This is a genomic window from Cupriavidus sp. 22TCCZM01-5 (assembly GCF_057798915.1).
Map to the genome: position 1 here is coordinate 112,906 of NZ_JBYOJR010000013.1, position 15,920 is coordinate 128,825.

The 15,920-nt window shown below is 63.0% G+C and carries 14 protein-coding genes and 3 pseudogenes; 9 read left to right on the forward strand and 8 right to left on the reverse strand.

Annotated elements, in window-relative coordinates; translation table 11 throughout:
* Window positions 1-7 precede the first annotated feature (7 nt).
* The 3 genes from AC3FNH_RS14810 to AC3FNH_RS14820 form a co-directional block, all read right to left on the reverse strand.
* Window positions 8-400: a hypothetical protein gene (locus AC3FNH_RS14810; RefSeq protein ID WP_488720560.1), complete on the reverse strand. Its 393-nt coding sequence runs from the start codon at window positions 398-400 to the stop codon at window positions 8-10.
* A 358-nt stretch (window positions 401-758) separates the two neighbouring features.
* Window positions 759-2,189 (reverse strand): catalase, encoded by a 1,431-nt coding sequence (locus AC3FNH_RS14815; RefSeq protein WP_488720561.1) that lies wholly within the window; start codon window positions 2,187-2,189, stop codon window positions 759-761.
* A gap of 123 nt (window positions 2,190-2,312) precedes the next feature.
* The gene (locus AC3FNH_RS14820) at window positions 2,313-3,143 is read right to left on the reverse strand and encodes an alpha/beta fold hydrolase (protein ID WP_488720562.1); all 831 of its coding nucleotides are present in this window, start codon (window positions 3,141-3,143) and stop codon (window positions 2,313-2,315) included.
* Between the two features lie 530 nt (window positions 3,144-3,673).
* On the opposite strand from AC3FNH_RS14820, the gene AC3FNH_RS14825 reads away from it, so the two are divergent.
* The 3 genes from AC3FNH_RS14825 (at window position 3,674) to cynS (ending at window position 5,920) form a co-directional block, all read left to right on the forward strand.
* The gene (locus AC3FNH_RS14825; protein ID WP_488720563.1) at window positions 3,674-4,534 is read left to right on the forward strand and encodes an isochorismatase family protein; all 861 of its coding nucleotides are present in this window, start codon (window positions 3,674-3,676) and stop codon (window positions 4,532-4,534) included.
* Window positions 4,535-4,761: 227 nt separating this feature from the next.
* On the forward strand, window positions 4,762-5,421 hold the full coding sequence (locus AC3FNH_RS14830) for a carbonic anhydrase (protein WP_276103786.1): 660 nt from the start codon (window positions 4,762-4,764) through the stop codon (window positions 5,419-5,421).
* 28 nt (window positions 5,422-5,449) lie between these two features.
* On the forward strand, window positions 5,450-5,920 hold the full coding sequence (gene cynS, locus AC3FNH_RS14835) for a cyanase (RefSeq protein WP_488720564.1): 471 nt from the start codon (window positions 5,450-5,452) through the stop codon (window positions 5,918-5,920).
* Window positions 5,921-5,939: 19 nt separating this feature from the next.
* Here the strand turns inward: cynS and AC3FNH_RS14840 are convergent, their stop codons facing one another.
* Window positions 5,940-6,152, reverse strand: coding sequence for an AMP-binding enzyme (locus AC3FNH_RS14840; protein WP_488720565.1), 213 nt, complete (start codon window positions 6,150-6,152; stop codon window positions 5,940-5,942).
* Window positions 6,153-6,310: 158 nt separating this feature from the next.
* Between AC3FNH_RS14840 and AC3FNH_RS14845 the strand changes: the two are divergent.
* Together AC3FNH_RS14845 and AC3FNH_RS14850 are read left to right on the forward strand one after the other, a co-directional pair.
* A pseudogene (locus tag AC3FNH_RS14845) lies at window positions 6,311-6,373 on the forward strand (catalase); the annotation flags it as partial.
* On the forward strand, window positions 6,353-6,592 hold the full coding sequence (locus AC3FNH_RS14850) for an SDR family NAD(P)-dependent oxidoreductase (protein WP_488720603.1): 240 nt from the start codon (window positions 6,353-6,355) through the stop codon (window positions 6,590-6,592). The pseudogene AC3FNH_RS14845 and the gene AC3FNH_RS14850, both read left to right, overlap by 21 nt.
* A 3-nt stretch (window positions 6,593-6,595) precedes the next feature.
* Here the strand turns inward: AC3FNH_RS14850 and AC3FNH_RS14855 are convergent.
* The 4 genes and pseudogenes from AC3FNH_RS14855 to AC3FNH_RS14870 form a co-directional block, all read right to left on the reverse strand.
* A pseudogene (locus tag AC3FNH_RS14855) lies at window positions 6,596-6,796 on the reverse strand (catalase-related domain-containing protein); the annotation flags it as partial.
* Between the two features lie 207 nt (window positions 6,797-7,003).
* Window positions 7,004-8,701 carry an FAD-dependent oxidoreductase gene (locus AC3FNH_RS14860; RefSeq protein ID WP_488720566.1) on the reverse strand — a complete coding sequence of 566 codons (1,698 nt, stop codon included), beginning with the start codon at window positions 8,699-8,701 and terminating at the stop codon, window positions 7,004-7,006.
* A 172-nt stretch (window positions 8,702-8,873) separates the two neighbouring features.
* Entirely contained in the window at window positions 8,874-9,353 is a 480-nt protein-coding gene (locus AC3FNH_RS14865; RefSeq protein ID WP_488720567.1) for a carboxymuconolactone decarboxylase family protein, read from the reverse strand.
* Between the two features lie 1,086 nt (window positions 9,354-10,439).
* Window positions 10,440-10,736 (reverse strand): annotated as a pseudogene (locus tag AC3FNH_RS14870) (carboxymuconolactone decarboxylase family protein); the annotation flags it as partial.
* Window positions 10,737-10,839: 103 nt separating this feature from the next.
* On the opposite strand from AC3FNH_RS14870, the gene AC3FNH_RS14875 reads away from it, so the two are divergent.
* The 4 genes from AC3FNH_RS14875 to AC3FNH_RS14890 all read left to right on the forward strand — a co-directional run bounded on the left by AC3FNH_RS14875 (window position 10,840) and on the right by AC3FNH_RS14890 (window position 15,787).
* Window positions 10,840-11,277, forward strand: a complete 438-nt coding sequence (locus tag AC3FNH_RS14875) for a MarR family winged helix-turn-helix transcriptional regulator (protein ID WP_488720568.1) — start codon at window positions 10,840-10,842, stop codon at window positions 11,275-11,277.
* A gap of 110 nt (window positions 11,278-11,387) precedes the next feature.
* Entirely contained in the window at window positions 11,388-12,836 is a 1,449-nt protein-coding gene (locus tag AC3FNH_RS14880) for an efflux transporter outer membrane subunit (protein ID WP_488720569.1), read from the forward strand.
* Window positions 12,833-14,155 (forward strand): EmrA/EmrK family multidrug efflux transporter periplasmic adaptor subunit, encoded by a 1,323-nt coding sequence (locus AC3FNH_RS14885; RefSeq protein ID WP_488720570.1) that lies wholly within the window; start codon window positions 12,833-12,835, stop codon window positions 14,153-14,155. Before AC3FNH_RS14880 ends, AC3FNH_RS14885 begins: the two co-directional genes overlap by 4 nt.
* Window positions 14,156-14,224: 69 nt before the next feature.
* Window positions 14,225-15,787: a DHA2 family efflux MFS transporter permease subunit gene (locus tag AC3FNH_RS14890; protein WP_488720571.1), complete on the forward strand. Its 1,563-nt coding sequence runs from the start codon at window positions 14,225-14,227 to the stop codon at window positions 15,785-15,787.
* The last annotated feature ends 133 nt before the right edge of the window (window positions 15,788-15,920 follow it).

Consider the following 15,920-nt stretch of genomic DNA (forward strand, 5'->3'; position numbering starts at 1 on the left):
GCGATAGTCACGATGCTTTAGAGGGATCGGGGGTAGGCCCTTGGATAGTGGTCCAGTAGACATCGAAGGACACTAGCGCCTTGACATGAGGCATAAGTACGGCCGACAGGATGGTTTCCAGCAGGCTCGACGGGACGTGGCGGCCGGACTCCGGTGTGGCAACGAGCTCCAGCGTCTGCCCGTGCGCCGCCGCCGAGCCTACAGGGAGGATGTCCAGGTGACTGTCGGCGAGTTTGCCTACAGTCTCGCCGCCACCCGCGCAGCAGACCAGCTCGTCGTGAACATGTGAGTACGGATTGAGCAGGCTCGCCCATAGCGAACGGCAAAGCGCAGCGACGTCGGACAGGCATTCGTCGCTGGGAGCGGAAACGATGCAGCGGACAACGAACGGGGCACTCATGAAAGCCTCCTTGCGCCGGGTGCGTCCAACGGACGGCGAGCGCTTTAGACGTATTGGAGTTCGGCCACTGCGACAGTGGCGCGGATCAAGATAACGTTCGGCACGTGACAATATGTCAGTTGGAAAATTGCAGTAAGAGCTTGGTAAGTTGGCCGAAGCGCGGGAGCATTGCATAGCCGCGGACATCGGCCCCGAGGGCGAATGCGGTGTGCACCGCGCCAAGGGAGGACAGTCCAACGCATTGTGATCAGCGTTTTTCAAGTGAACCTCTTCATCGATGCGCATAAACATACGCACTCTGCCTCGCCTTTCATGGGCGCCTTGGGCAATTTGCTGCACCAACGTGCCCGGCGCCTGACTACCGGTTCTTCAGCGCCTCGGCAACCCCTGCGCCATAGGCGCGATCGGCCATCGTGCAATTTCGGATATGCCGCTGCTGCACCTCCTCGCTCGCGCCGCCGAGCGAGCGCGCCGTGTTGTCGAAGAGCTGCAGTTTCTGCTCGGGCGACATCAGTCGGAACAGTGCCCCCGGCTGCGAGTAGTAGTCCTCGTCCGCGCGATGGTCCCAGTGCGCGGCTGCACCCGAGAGCGCCAGCGGCGGCTCCGCCAGCCGCGGGCTGTCGGCCCACTCGCCGCGGCTGTTGGGCACGATGCCGGGCAGCCCGCCCTGGTTGCCGTCCACGCGCATCGCGCCGTCGCGGTGATAGCTGTGCACCGGGCAGCGCGGGGCGTTCACCGGGATCTGGTGCGCGTTCACGCCCAGCCGGTAGCGGACCGCATCGCCGTAGCTGAAGAGCCGCCCCTGCAGCATCTTGTCCGGTGAGAAGCCAATGCCCGGCACGATGTTGGCAGGCGAGAACGCCGCCTGCTCCACATCGGCGAAGTAGTTGTCGGGGTTGCGGTTGAGCTCCAGCACACCGACCTCAACGAGCGGGTAGTCGCCGTGCGGCCAGACCTTGGTGAGGTCGAAGGGATTGAACGGGCAGACCTGCGCTTGCTGCTCGGTCATCACCTGGATGCACAACGTCCAGCGCGGGAAGTCGCCGCCGTCGATCGCCTCGAGCAGGTCGCGCTGCGCGCTCTCGCGGTCGTTGGCGACGATCGCGGCGGCCTGTGCGTCGGTGAGGTTACGGATACCTTGCCGGCTGCGCAGGTGAAATTTCACCCAGTGCCGCTCGTTGTCCGCATTGATGAGGCTGAACGTGTGGCTGCCGAAACCGTGCATGTAGCGATAGCCATCGGGCAGGCCGCGATCGCTCATCACGATGGTCACCTGGTGCAGCGCTTCGGGTAGCAGCGTCCAGAAGTCCCAGTTGTTCTGGGCGCTGCGCAGGTTGCTGCGCGGGTCGCGCTTGACCGCGTGGTTCAGATCGGGAAATCGCAGCGGGTCGCGCAGGAAGAACACAGGCGTGTTGTTGCCCACCAGGTCCCAGTTGCCTTCCTCGGTATAGAACTTCACCGCGAAGCCGCGGATGTCTCGCTCGGCATCCGCCGCGCCGCGCTCGCCGGCCACCGTGGAGAAGCGCACGAAGACGTCCGTCTTCTTGCCGATGCCGGAAAAGAGCCTGGCCCTCGAGTACGCCGAGATGTCGTGCGTCACCGTGAAGTGGCCAAAAGCGCCGGAGCCCTTGGCGTGCATGCGCCGCTCGGGGATCACCTCGCGGTCGAAGTGGGCGAGCTTCTCGAGCAGCCAGATGTCTTGCAGCAGCGCGGGGCCGCGCGCACCGGCGGTCTCGATGTTGAAGTTGTCGACAACGGGGGCGCCGCTGGCATGAGTGAGTTTGGTCATGGCAATGTGGGCAAGATGAGGGCTTCAGTAGAGCGTCTTCAGGAGGGAGGACTGGACGTCCAGAGAGTGGGAGTCGCGTCGATGGCCTACCGGCCATCGACGGTGCCGACTGATTCGACGCAATCAGGCCTTGATAAAAGCCAGCAGGTCCGCGTTGATGAGGTCCGCGTGCGTTGTCGGCATGCCGTGCGGGAAGCCCTTGTAGGTCTTCAACGTGCCGTTCTTCAGCAGCGTGGCCGAGAGAGGGGCGGAATCGGCGTAGGGGACGATCTGGTCGTCGTCGCCGTGCATCACCAGCACCGGCAGTCCGATCTTCTTCAGGTCGTCGGTGAAGTCGGTCTGGGAGAACGCGACGACGCCGTCGTAGTGCGCCTTGGCGCTGCCCATCATCCCCTGGCGCCACCAGTTCTGGATGATGCCTTCCTGCGGCTTCACGCCCGGCCGGTTGAAGCCGTAGAACGGCCCGGCGGGAATGTCGCGGTAGAACTGCGCCCGGTTCGTGGCCGTCTGCATTTGCAGGCCGTCGAATACATCCTTCGGCAGGCCGCCGGGATTCGACGCGGTCTTGACCATCAGCGGCGGCACGGCGTTAATGAGGCAGGCCTTCGCGGCCCGCTTCTCGCCGTGGCGAGCCAGATAGCGCACGACCTCGCCGCCGCCGGTGGAGTGGCCGACGTGGATCGCGCCCTTGAGGTTGAGATGGTTCACGACCGCGGCGAGGTCGTCGGCGTAGTGATCCATGTCGTGGCCGTTCCAGACTTGCGCCGAGCGGCCATGGCCGCGCCGATCGTGCGCGACCACACGATAGCCCTTGGAGAGGAAGAACATCATCTGCGCGTCCCAATCGTCGGAGCTCAGAGGCCATCCGTGCGAGAAGACGATCGGAGTGCCATTGGAGGGACCCAAATCCTTGTAGAAGATCTGGACCCCGTCTTTGGTGGTGACGTAGCTCATGGGTGGATTTCCTTCCGGAGTTTCAGCGCCATTCGGCGCAGTAGGAGCAGCGTACGCTGCGAATGGCAGCGCCACTGCTGCTGCAGTGCCTGCCCCAATGACCAACAACTGACGGCGCGTGACGCTAGCGAATCCAGGCTGAATTGGCGCGGGATCAATCTTCATGGCTATAGACCTGAGTGGAGACGCGATTAGTCTAGGCATGGTCTCCTCGACATGCGATATGCATCACGGTCAATTCGATGTTGCAGGATCTTCACCAATGTCGCGGCAACGCATCCAGCGCGCTCCGCTGGGTCGTTCACTGAGCTCAGCCATCCACGCGACCGGATCTGCAAATGCGCCGGCTCATTCTTGATTGACTCTCGCTGAGCGCGATTGGTACCTCGCGATCAACAGACATATCCGCCCGCAGCGCCTAGTGCAGGCAGGCATTTGCTTCTAGATTTCAGCGCATCACGTCAGCATCGATGCAAAGGCTCGAGAGCCCCGCGGCGTGTTTGTCGTCCACCCCAGTCCCAGGAACCAACATGACCCAACGTAGCAACCAAAACCAGTCGCCGGAACCTTTCAAGAACCATGGTCACCAATGCGCTGCTCGGGCGACGCTTCGGTTGACGGCCGCGCTTGCGATGGCCGTTGCAAGCATCGCGACCGCCACAGCACATCCGCATCCGGTCCAACCGGCGCAGTACAACGACCCGACCGAGCGCGCCATGCCCGTTCCCACGATGACACTCGATCCGGAACACACCGCCCTGGTCGTGATCGATCCCCAGATCGACTTCATGAGCCCGAAGGGCGCCGCTTGGTCCGCCGTGGGTGAAGCCGTCACCCAACAACGGCTGGTGCCGAACCTGCTGCGCCTGTTCGAGTCCTCGAAGAAAGCGGGCATCGTCGTCGCGATCTCGCCTCACTACTACTACCCGCACGATCAGCATTGGAAGTTCCAGGGGCCTGTTGAGCTCTTCCAGCACAAGATCAAGATCTTCGACAGGCCCAGCGCACTGAGCCTGGATGGGTTCCGCGGTTCGGGCGCAGACTTCATGCCCGAGTTCAAGCCCTACATCGAGGACGGCAAGACCATCGTCGCTTCGCCCCACAAGCTCTACAGCCCCCAGACCAACGATCTCACGTTCCAGCTTCGCAAGCAGGGCATCACCAAGATCGTCCTCGCCGGGATGCTAGCCAACCTGTGTGTGGAGTCCCACTTGCGCGAGTTTGAGGAGCAAGGCTTCGAGGTGGCCGTCGTGCGTGATGCGGTCGCGGCCCCGAAGTTGCCTGAGGGCGATGGAAATCTCAGCGCGCTCATCAACTTCCGCTACATCGCCAACGCGCTATGGACGACCGATGAGGTTGTCGCCCGGCTCGCGAAGCCCACTGCGCGGTGACCAGTGATTGCCTCGCTCTGCGGCGCGAGCATTTGGCTGAGGTAACCGCACCAATCCACGGCCGTTCCAGTGGGCTCTGAGAATGCGGCCGCAGGTGCCTTCCAAAGGACTGCGGCTGCGGAAGGATGAAGAATTGCTTCACCACACAGACAGCCGATCAGATCACAGCGAGCTGTGGCTGCGACCGCAGCACGTCGACTTTGCACCCAATGACAGAAGCGTCCCCCATGCAAAACCTTGTCGAAGGCTTTTTGAAGTTTCAGCGCGAGGAGTTTCCCAAGCGCACAAAGCTATTCAAGCATCTGGCCACCACCCAGAACCCTCGCACCCTGTTTATTGCGTGCTCGGACAGTCGCGTCATACCTGAACTTCTGACACAACAGGAACCGGGCGAACTGTTCGTCATCCGCAACGCCGGAAACATCGTCCCGTCCTACGGAGTGCAACCTGGCGGCGTCTCGGCCAGTGTCGAGTACGCGGTCGCCGGCCTTAGCGTCGCCGATGTCGTCATCTGCGGTCACTCCGACTGCGGTGCCATGACGGCAGTCGCGACATGCATGTGCCTGGACCATATGCCTGCTGTTTCTGGCTGGCTGTGCCACGCCGGCGCCGCAAAGGCCGTCAATGAATCGCGAGTGCATGCATCCGAGCGGGCGCGCATTGACTCCATGGTGCGAGAGAACGTCATTGCCCAGCTTGTCAATCTACGAACCCACCCTTCTGTGGCACTCGCTGTCGAGCAGGGACGGTTGAACCTGCACGGCTGGGTGTACGACATTGAAACCGGCTCCATTAGTGTGCTGGACGGCATCACGAACGGCTTCGTTTCTCTGGCGGAGAACCCCCGGGTCTCTGCAAATCCACCCCGACTTAACGCAACTGTCTGAGTTCTCCCCATCCTTCAGGAGTTTGAAAATGCCCCAATCGCAATACAACCAAGCCGATCGCCAGGCCCTCACTGACGCCATCGTTGAGGCGAAGATTCGCAAGAATCTGACTTTCGAACAGATCAACGAGGACACCGGGCTATCGCTGGCCTTCGTGACAGCAGCGCTGCTCGGCCAGCACCCGCTGCCTGCAGAGGCAGCGAAGAAGGTCGCCGACAAGCTTGAGCTCGGTGAAGATGCCGTGCAACGGCTCCAGACAATCCCCGTGCGCGGCAGCATTCCCGGCGGAGTTCCAACTGACCCCACCATCTACCGCTTCTACGAGATTGTCCAGATCTATGGATCCACGCTCAAGGCCCTGATCCACGAGAAATTCGGCGACGGCATCATCAGCGCGATCAACTTCAAGCTGAACATCCAGAAGGTACCGGATCCGGAAGGCGGTCACCGCGCGGTGATTACCCTTGACGGCAAGTATTTGCCGACCAGGCCATTCTGACTGTAGGCCATCCTCGGCGCTAGGGTGGCTGACCCTCGGAAGGATCGCCGATGTGGGATGCGGGGCGCATCGGCGGGGTGGGCCAGTCCAGCGCAGAGTGGACGGCCTCACCCCACTCCGGATGCGGAATGCCGACCACAGCGGACATCATGGCGGCTGGGTGGGAGGCCAGTGCCGCTTCAACTTCAATCGCATAGACGTTGAAGCCGCCGCTGATGATCATGTCCTTCAAACGGTCGACAATGTAACGATGACGGGCTAGTGCTGGAGGCCGTCCTCCAAGGCAAAGGCATCGCTCAGTTGGGCGGGTACCTGATCTGCGATCTGCTGCGCGACGGGAAACTGGTTCACTCCATGCCACAGTACGCACCCGAGGACCGGGGCCACTCGCCTGCCAACATCGTGCCGGGCATTGGCTTCTCGCCGGACAAGATGCTGCAGGGGCGGCTCTTCGATGAAACGATCAAATGCTTTGGACGTGTCGACACGCTAGTGAACAATACCGGCATTTTCGTCGCGAAGCCTTTCGCCGAATACACGGCCGAAGATTTCACGTCATTGATTAATGTGAACCTGGCGGGCTGCAAGAGCAGTCTGCCTTGGCGAATGGGGGCGGCAGGGAGAGGGCGACACGCCTGCGGCAGGGCCTGCACCAACGCGCCCGGTGCCTGACTCGCGGTTCTTCAGCGCCTCGGCAACCCCTGCGCCATAGGCGCGATCGGCCATCGTGCAATTGCGGATATGCCGCTGCTGCACCTCCTCGCTCGCACCGCCGAGCGAGCGCGCCGTGTTGTCGAAGAGTTGCAGCTTCTGCTCGGGCGACATCAGTCGGAACAGCGCCCCAGGCTGTGAGTAGTAGTCCTCGTCCGCGCGATGGGCATTCGGAAGACATTCAGTAAGCTTTCACAAACGTCCGACGCAGGAGTCCGGATCGATTCGCGTGATCGCCTGTGCCGCACAGCGGCGTGTGCCCTGCAGTGTACAGCCTTCGACGCCATGGCCCACCTCGCGCATACCCAGGGACGTGTACCAATCACCAGTAGCGAGACAACACGGGCGCCCAGAGAGCCTGCCCCGAGGGCCTCAGGCCGCTTCCCGAGCGACAGCGAGATAGCCGTGGATCTGCGACACAACCGCTGCGCCCTCGCCCACCGCAGTGGCCACTCGCTTGGTCGAGCCCGAGCGGACATCGCCGATGGCGAAGACGCCCGACACGCAGGTTTCCAGCGTATTGGACTGCAGCCCGGCGTCTATGCCGGTCAGCACGAACCCCTTGGCATCTACCCCCACATCGCAGCCGTCCAGCCACGATGTGTTCGGCTGCGCGCCAGTAAACAGGAACACGTGCTGCACCCGCATCGTCATCTGCGTGCCCATATTGCAATCACGCAGGGTTACGCCTGTCAGCCGCGTATTGCCTTCGAGGTCCACCACTTCGGTGCGGGCATGGACCGTGATGTTGCGCTGCGCGCCGATGCGGTCGACCAGGTAGCGCGACATGCTGGTGTCGAGGCTATCGCCGCGAATCACAACGTGGACGTGCGCGACATGGGCGCCCAGGAACACGGCGGCCTGCCCGGCGGAATTGCCGCCTCCCACCAGCATGACTTCCCGGTTGGCGCAGAGCTTGGCTTCCACCGGCGACGCCCAGTAGTAGACGCCACTCCCTTCAAACTCCGCCCGGCGCGGAATCGGCGGCCGGCGGTACGCGGCGCCGCTGGCGATGATGACGGTTAGCGCCTGGATCGTGTCGCCGGCCCGCGTACGCAACTGGTGTACGGCGCCGCAATCGAGCCGTTCGATTTCCGTGGGAAAGGCGATGTGCGCGCCGAACTTCTGCGCCTGCGCACATGCATTGGTGGTAAGCGCATGGCCCGAAATGCCGGCGGGAAATCCCAGGTAGTTCTCGATGCGCGCACTGGCACCGGCCTGACCGCCCGGCGACAACGCATCGAGCACGATCACGCGCAACCCTTCCGACGCCGCATAGACCGCCGCCGCCAGCCCGGCCGGGCCCGCGCCGATGATCGCCACATCATAGATCGGGCTGCCATCGATATGCGGCAGCAACCCCAGGCACGACAGCACCTGCGTGGTATCGGGACGGCGCAGCACCGTGCCATTGGGGTCGATGACGAGGGGCAGATCGTCATCGGTGGCATCGAACTTGCCGGGCATTTCCGCCGCTTCAGCATCGGCGTCGACATCAACCACCGAGTACGGATAGTTGTTACGCCGCAGGAGCGCCTGGAGGTCGAACATGGCCGGATCGCTCCCACGGCCGATCAGCGTCGGCCCGCGTCCACGCTGGATCAGCGCCGTGCGGCGCAGCATCATCGCCTGCATGATCAACTCGCCGAGCGCGGCCTCCGCCACCATCAGCGCGCGCAAGCATGCCGGGCGCACGACGATGGCGCGCACATCCTCGATGGCGATGCCGTCGACGAGTTCGGGCGTGCCGGAAAGCTGGCCGATTTCGGCCAGAAAATTGCCGGGCCCGTGCTCGGAGGCCAGAGCGCTGTCACCGATGCCATCGCGCTGCATGATGCGCACACGTCCTTCAATGACGAGGATCATGCCATTGGCCGGATCCCCGGTACGTACCACGTACTCGCCGGCCCGCCAGGTCTGTTCCCGGCCATAGGGCGCGATGCGCGCGATATCGGCGGCAGATAAGTGCGGATACATCTGCCGCTGGTGCAAGACTACGACGTCCGGGGCCGCTTCCGGCACGGCGTCGGATGCATCGGCGGACGACTTGTGTTGGGCGGAGATGTCCATGGCGGATGGATGTGGTGGTCTGCATTGCGTGCAATGCGTAGCAGTCCAGTCCTCGAAACGCAGTCATGCATCGGGCGTGCCATGACAAGACTTGCGTATAGGAGCGCGTCGGAACGGAGGGGCGAAGCATCACTAGCCGCATGCGGCAAACGCGACGATCGCCTTCTTGATGTCACTCGATATTGGCCTTGTCGAGCCCGAACGCCTTGTCCGACGAACCAGGCACCATGCGGAACGCCACGTTCAGTCGGTTCCAGGTATTGATCGCCCCCACGAGGAAGGTGAGGTCCGACAGTTCCTTCTCGCTGTACTGGGTGCGCACGCGCTCGTAGATATCGTCGGGCACGCCGTCGACGGGAAGCCTGGTCAGCACCTCGGTCCAGGCCAGCGCGGCGCGTTCGCGTGGCGAGAACAGCGTCGACTCGCGCCAGATCGCCACATGATGCAGGCGCAGTTCGCGCTCGCCGTGGATCTTTGCCATCTTGATATGCATGTCGACGCAGAACGCGCAGCCATTGAGCTGCGATGCCCGAATCTCGACGAGCTCGCGAATGGGCTCTTCAATCGTGGTCTTCTGGAACAGCGCGCCGAACTCCATGAGCTTCTTGGTCAGTTCGGAGGACTGTTGGAAGTAGTTAAGGCGTTGCATCATGATTCTCTCCTGGCAGTTGACTAAAAGTTGAGCTCACCGAGGCTGCGCGGCATTATTTGCCTAGGGGTCGGCTTGGACAAAATAATACGCTTCGACAGACCACGCGGTAGTGCTCTCACGGTACCAACTCTGTTGTCGCATCGGCACCAATCGCAGCGTTTTGCATGGTGCAAAATTCGCAAGCCGTGTTGTGACGCGCGAATGCGCCAACAACGAATGTCCGCAACAGAAAGATTCGTAGTCGTTGGGCGAGACCTGCAGAGTTGAATGGTTAGGGGATCCGGAATAGTCTCCATTGCACGCTGGCCGCAAGTCGCCCGGTTCAAGTTCGTAACCGGCCTCTTTCCGGCTTCCGCCATGGCTTGCAGGGAAACGTCCGCCTCAGCCCGATCAGGTGTGAAAAATATGCCTGGAGACAAATTAGCGTGCACTATTCAGTAAATGGCAATCGACCAAGGGAATATGCCGACCCCTCATCACGATAGGACTTGTTTGTCCCATGCACTTATCCATACATGGCTATCACGCTGCAGCACCCCCGATCCGGCCCGCGCCGTGGCAACAAAGTTATCCAGCGTCTGACTTGCGCTGGCGACGACGACCGTTGCGTTTTTGTGCTTGAGTGTCGCTACTTCACATCAGTCATGACCCCTAGAGGCCTGCGCGTCTACCCAGGCGCCAAGAATTGGCGCTTGTCCAGCGGCGAACTCGTCGAGTTGATCGACAAAGATCTGTTTCGAGTTTCGCATACAGGAGAAGTACTCTTGAGAGTTGCATGAGAACATCATCCGCCCTCTGTCGTGAAACGCCGTGCAGACACTGGCTAAGCAGATCACGGTAAGCCGATGAACAAACGCGTTGCCGAGAAGCGCGCTCGTCGCTGAAAAGGAATTTGCGTAAGCGGCTCAATCCGCGGCCGGCAGTGGCCGACCGTGGCGGCGCCCTCGGGTGTTTCTGGTCGAAGGCCGAGTCCGGCCACTTGCGGTCATTGAAATCTACCGTGCGACACCCGCAAGCCAACTCCGAACGCACCTGTCGGGAGAGCGCTCCGCGACTTGCTCCAATTCATGCCGGACCGCTTCGGACTCACGCAGTCAACACGGAATCCGGCACACGACGGAAACTTATGGCCAGTCGGTTATACGCATCCATCAGGCTAATGGCCATCGTTAGGTCAGCAAGCTCCTTTTCATTGAACACCGCGGACGCAGCTTCGAAGTCTGCGTCTGGCACATGGGTGTCTGCCACGCGGGTGACCGAGTCCGCCCATGCATGCGCCGCTTTCTCACGTTCGCTGAACAATGCGCCCGCTTCGCTCCAGGCCTGGACAAGCGCTAGCCTCGCGGGCGGCACACCTTTCCTGATCAGGTCACGGATACGCATAGCCTGGAGCGCGATCATGGACCGACGCGACACCCCTCCCTTTTTTCTTGCAAATATCTGACAGATCAGCTATTGTTACATCAATAAAATCAGGACGTGCGCAATGGACCACTATTCAAAGGAGAACTTCCAGCTCACTCATAGCATTGGGTTCTTCCTTAACCGTGCCCGCAATTCCCTGCTCATGGAAATGGATGCGGCGCTGAAGGATCTGGATATCACCGGCCAGCAGATGGGGATTCTCCTTTCGCTGACCAGTGGCGCGGCGTCCACACCGTACGAGTTGAGCAAGTTGCTGGAGATCGACACGGGTTTGATGACCCGCATGCTGGACAAGCTGGAAGTCAGGGGCCTTCTGGCCCGCAGCCGCAGTGTCGACGATCGCCGTGTGGTGAACCTGCTCCTTACGGAGAAGGGTCAGGAAGTCGCCAAGCGCATTCCGGACGTGGCACCGAAGGTGCTCAATCGCCGACTCAAGCACTTCACCAGGGAGGAGTTTGCCGAATTCCGCCGACTACTCGCCAAATTTGCGGACGCGTAAGTGCGTCTTTTTTTATGTCGATTTATCTGACAGATCAGAAAATGCAAACTCAGAGACAAGGCATCCTTGGCCGATCTCGTCGGGTCGCGGGCACCGCCCTCTCTGTCCTGATGGCCACCGTACTGGCTGGTTGTGCAAACTATGCCGGCATCAAGAGCGACAAGCACATCGCCGACGCCGCCTCCTATGCCACAACGAAAAGTATCCCTGCCGAGCGGGGCCACTGGCCTTCCGCGGACTGGGCCGACCAGTTCGGCGACGTGCAGCTCAAGGCGCTGGTTGCTGAAGCGCTGCAGGGCAGCCCTTCACTGGAAAAGGCCCGGGCACGGGTCGCCGCCGCCACCGCCTTCAGCGAAAGCGCGAACGCCAACACGCTGCCGCAGTTGGGCGCCGGTTATTCGTGGACGCGCCAGCGCTTCTCGGAAAACGCGATGGTGCCTCCCCCCTTCGCCGGTTCCTGGCAATCGGAAAACAAGGCGTTCATCAGCGCGTCATACGAACTTGACCTGTGGGGCAAGAACCGTGAGGCGCTCAAGTCCGCCGTCTCCGCGCTGCATGCCAGCGAGGCCGAGTCGGAACAGGTGAAGCTGACGCTCAGCAGCGCGGTTGCGCGCGCTTACAACGAACTGGCCCGTCTCTATGCGCTGCATGACATCGCGCAGGATGAGGTGAAGCAGCGCCTGGAAGTGCTGCGGGTGACCAATGGCCGCGTCAGCATGGGGCTGGACACCGAGGTCGAGAAGCGCACCGCGGAAGCCAACCTGGCCGCCAGTGAAGTCGCGCTGTCAGCGCTCGACGGCAGCATCCAGCGCACGCGCTACCAGCTCGGCGCGCTGCTCGGGCAAGGGCCGGACCGGGGCATGGCGATCGCCCGCCCCGCCCTGGGCGCCGGCGACGAAGTCCGCCTGCCCGACAACCTCCCTGCCGACCTGATCTCGCGCCGGCCCGACATCGTAGCCGCGCGCTGGCGCGTCGATGCAACGCTGCACGACATCAAGGTCGCCAAGGCCGAGTTCTATCCGGACATTAACCTGGGCGCCATGATCGGCCTCGATGCCTTCGGCTGGGGCCGTTTCCTGCAGGCCGCCAGCCGCACCGCTTCGGCCGGTGCCGCGATTCACCTGCCAATCTTCGATGGCGGCGCACTGCGCGCCCAGCTCAAGGGTCGCTACGCCGAGTTCGACTTCGCCGTGGCCAACTACAACGAAATGCTGGTCAATGCGCTGACCGACGTCGCCACGCAACTCGCGGATATCCGCTCCATCGATACGCAGATCGATAACGCCGTGCGCACCGACACCGCCGCGCAACGCGCCCTTGCCCTGGCGCTGGCGCAATACAAGGCAGGCCTGACCACGCAGTTGACCGTCCTGAATGCGCAGACCAACGCGCTGCGCAGCAGCCAGGTGCTAGCCAATCTGCGCATGACCCGACGCGACCGGAAGATCGCGCTGGCCGCCGCGCTGGGCGGTGGTTATGCGGATACCTCCGACCCGATCCGGCAAGGGCGCGTGTCCGCTGAATCCGCACGCAACGAACACGAACAGGTGACGCCATGAACGAAACGACCAATACCACCCTCGCGGCCGAACAGTCCGGCACGCCGGCTGCCGCCCATGCACTGCCCCCCAAGCAGAACACCCGCAAGCGCCTGCTTGCCATGCTCGGCCTGGCCACCGCGCTGGCAGCGGCCGGCTATGGCACCTACTACTACACCGAGGCGCGCTTCCACGAGGAAACCGATGACGCTTACGTCAACGGCAACCTCGTCCAGCTCACGCCACAGGTGAGTGGCACCGTCGTCGCGGTCAACGCCGACGACACGCAGATCGTCAAGGCCGGGGAAGCCGTGGTCACCCTCGATGCCGCCGACTCCCGCATTGCGCTGGCCAACGCCGAAGCGGCGCTCGGTCAGACCGTGCGGCAGGTCAGCGCGCTCTATGTCAACAACAACGTGCTGGAAGCCACGGTGCAGCAGCGGCAGACGGATCTGGCCCGTGCCCAGGACGACCTGCGCCGCCGCTCTGAAGTGGCTGAAGCGGGCGCCGTGGCCGCGGAAGACGTGGCCCACGCCCGCAATGCGGTCAGGGCAGCCGAAGCCGCGCTCGAGACTGCGCGCCAGCAGCTCGCCTCCAATCACGCACTGACCGACCTGGCCAGCGTTGTCGACCATCCCAGCGTGCTCACCGCGGCGGCCAAGGTGCGGGAGGCCTACCTGGCCAATGCCCGCAATACCCTTCCCGCCCCGGTCGCCGGCTATGTCGCGCGGCGCTCGGTGCAGGTCGGGCAGCGCGTGGCGCCGGGAAACCCGCTGATGGCCATCGTGCCGCTCGACGGCGTCTGGGTCGATGCCAACTTCAAGGAAGTCCAGCTCAAGCACATCCGCATCGGCCAGCCGGTTGAACTGCACGCCGACCTGTATGGCAGCAAGGTGACCTACCACGGCGAGGTGGTCGGCTTCTCGGCCGGTACCGGCAGCGCGTTCTCTGCCCTGCCCGCGCAGAATGCCACCGGCAACTGGATCAAGGTCGTGCAGCGCCTGCCCGTGCGCATTCGGATCGATCCGGAGGAACTGCGCGCCCACCCGCTGCAGATCGGCCTGTCGATGCAGGTCGATGTAAAGACGCGCAAGGAAGATGGCTCCCGCCTTGCGAGCGCCGACGCGGCGCCGTACCGCACCACCTACCGCACCGATGTGTTCCAGCGGTACGGCGAAGACGCCGATCGCGAAATCCGGCGAATCATCGCGCAAAACAGCAAGGGCAGCGACGGCGCAGAACCGGTGGCCGAACACGTGACGCAACAGGGAAACAAGGTCCGGCCACAGCCTCTGGCGCATCGTGCCGGACAGCCGGCCAGCGAGGCTTCCGGCGCCTGAGCGAGCCGCCCGCCACCGCCTTGCCCTGCCCATTTATCTGACGAATCAGATTCCCAGCCGGAGCGCACCATGTCATCCCGAGCCCAGACCTCACTCATGCCAGCGCCGCTCACCGGCGGCAAGCTGGTAATGGGGAGCTTTGCCGTGGCCCTGGCCACCTTCATGAATGTGCTGGACTCGTCGATCGCCAACGTCGCGATCCCGACGATTTCCGGCAACCTCGGTGTTTCGGTGGATGAAGGCACCTGGGTGATCACCCTGTTCGCCGCCGCCAATGCCGTGGCAATTCCGCTGACCGGCTGGCTCACGCAACGCGTGGGCCAGATCCGCCTGTTCGTCGGCGCCATCCTGCTGTTCGTGCTGTCGTCGTGGCTGTGCGGCATTGCGCCCAACCTGACCGTGCTGCTGGCCGCGCGCATCCTGCAGGGCGCGGTGGCAGGTCCGCTGATTCCGCTGTCGCAGGCGATCCTGCTGTCGTCCTTCCCCAAGGAAAGGAGCGCCTCGGCCCTGGCCCTGTGGGCCATGACCGCAACGGTGGGGCCGATCGCCGGCCCGGCGCTGGGCGGCTGGATGACCGACAGCTATTCATGGTCATGGATCTTCTACATCAATGTGCCGGTAGGCCTGTTCGCCGCGGCTGTCACATGGGCGATCTACCGCGATCGCGAGACCCCGACGCGCAAGCTGCCCATCGACCTGGTAGGCCTCGCTTCGCTGATCACCTGGGTGGCATCGCTGCAGATCATGCTCGACAAGGGCAAGGACCTCGACTGGTTCAGCTCGCCCGTGATCATCACCCTGGCCATCGTCGCCCTGCTCAGCTTCCTCTTCTTCGTGATCTGGGAACTGACGGAACCGAATCCCATCGTCGACTTGCGCCTGTTCATGGGCCGCAACTTCCTGGCCGGCACCGTCGCGATCTCGGTGGCCTTCGCCGTGTTCTTCGCCAACCTGGTGGTACTGCCGCAGTGGATGCAGCAGTACCTGGCCTACCCCGCCGTCAACGCCGGGCTGGCTACCGCGCCGCTGGGCATCTTCGCCGTGCTGCTGGCGCCGGTGATCGGCAAGATCCTGCCGAAGTCGGAACTGCGCGTACTCGCCACGCTCTCTTTTGTCGGCTTTGCGGCCGTGTTCCTTATGCGCTCGCACTACACCACCGGCGTGGACACCTACACGCTGGTACTGCCGACCCTGTTGCAGGGCATTCCGATGGCGCTGTTCTTCGTTCCGCTGACGGCGATCATCCTCTCCGGCCAGGCCCCGGCGAAAATCCCTGCCGCCGCCGGCCTGTCGAACTTCGTGCGCGTCTTCTGCGGCGCCGTGGGCACGTCGCTCGCCACCACCGCGTGGAACAATCGTGCCGTGTTGCACCATGCACGCCTCGCGGAGCAAGCTGGCCCGAACAACCCCCTGTACAGTGCCGCGCTCGATTCGATCCAGTCGACAATGGGCTTCACGCCGGGGCAGGCCGTCGCCTACTTCGAGCGCAGCCTGAACGCGCAGGCCATCATGCTGGGCCTGAACGACATCTTCTGGATATCAGGAGTCATCTTCGTCGCCATCGTGCCGCTGGTCTGGCTGACCAAGCCAGGCAGGGGCCAGGCGTCAGACGCCGCCGCCGCGGCCCACTGAGAGCCGCTCGGCCGCAACGCAGAAGCGGATCGCCAGACCGCTTCGTTCAACAGCGATGTCGCACAACCTCGTCCCTTCCTCCAGCCTGGCAGAACTCCATCGAGCCTCTCACCGGCTGGTCGGAGCCTGCTGG

Bases quoted from the DNA above. Each gene is read 5' to 3' on its own strand.
- AC3FNH_RS14820 (WP_488720562.1), bottom strand. From the start codon at position 3,143: ATGAGCTACGTCACCACCAAAGACGGGGTCCAGATCTTCTACAAGGAT.
- AC3FNH_RS14810 (WP_488720560.1), bottom strand. From the start codon at position 400: ATGAGTGCCCCGTTCGTTGTCCGCTGCATCGTTTCCGCTCCCAGCGAC.
- AC3FNH_RS14860 (WP_488720566.1), bottom strand. From the start codon at position 8,701: ATGGACATCTCCGCCCAACACAAGTCGTCCGCCGATGCATCCGACGCC.
- AC3FNH_RS14880 (WP_488720569.1), top strand. From the start codon at position 11,388: ATGGCCACCGTACTGGCTGGTTGTGCAAACTATGCCGGCATCAAGAGC.
- AC3FNH_RS14815 (WP_488720561.1), bottom strand. From the start codon at position 2,189: ATGACCAAACTCACTCATGCCAGCGGCGCCCCCGTTGTCGACAACTTC.
- AC3FNH_RS14850 (WP_488720603.1), top strand. From the start codon at position 6,353: ATGCTGCAGGGGCGGCTCTTCGATGAAACGATCAAATGCTTTGGACGT.
- AC3FNH_RS14890 (WP_488720571.1), top strand. From the start codon at position 14,225: ATGTCATCCCGAGCCCAGACCTCACTCATGCCAGCGCCGCTCACCGGC.
- AC3FNH_RS14865 (WP_488720567.1), bottom strand. From the start codon at position 9,353: ATGATGCAACGCCTTAACTACTTCCAACAGTCCTCCGAACTGACCAAG.
- AC3FNH_RS14830 (WP_276103786.1), top strand. From the start codon at position 4,762: ATGCAAAACCTTGTCGAAGGCTTTTTGAAGTTTCAGCGCGAGGAGTTT.
- AC3FNH_RS14825 (WP_488720563.1), top strand. From the start codon at position 3,674: ATGACCCAACGTAGCAACCAAAACCAGTCGCCGGAACCTTTCAAGAAC.
- cynS (WP_488720564.1), top strand. From the start codon at position 5,450: ATGCCCCAATCGCAATACAACCAAGCCGATCGCCAGGCCCTCACTGAC.
- AC3FNH_RS14875 (WP_488720568.1), top strand. From the start codon at position 10,840: ATGGACCACTATTCAAAGGAGAACTTCCAGCTCACTCATAGCATTGGG.
- AC3FNH_RS14885 (WP_488720570.1), top strand. From the start codon at position 12,833: ATGAACGAAACGACCAATACCACCCTCGCGGCCGAACAGTCCGGCACG.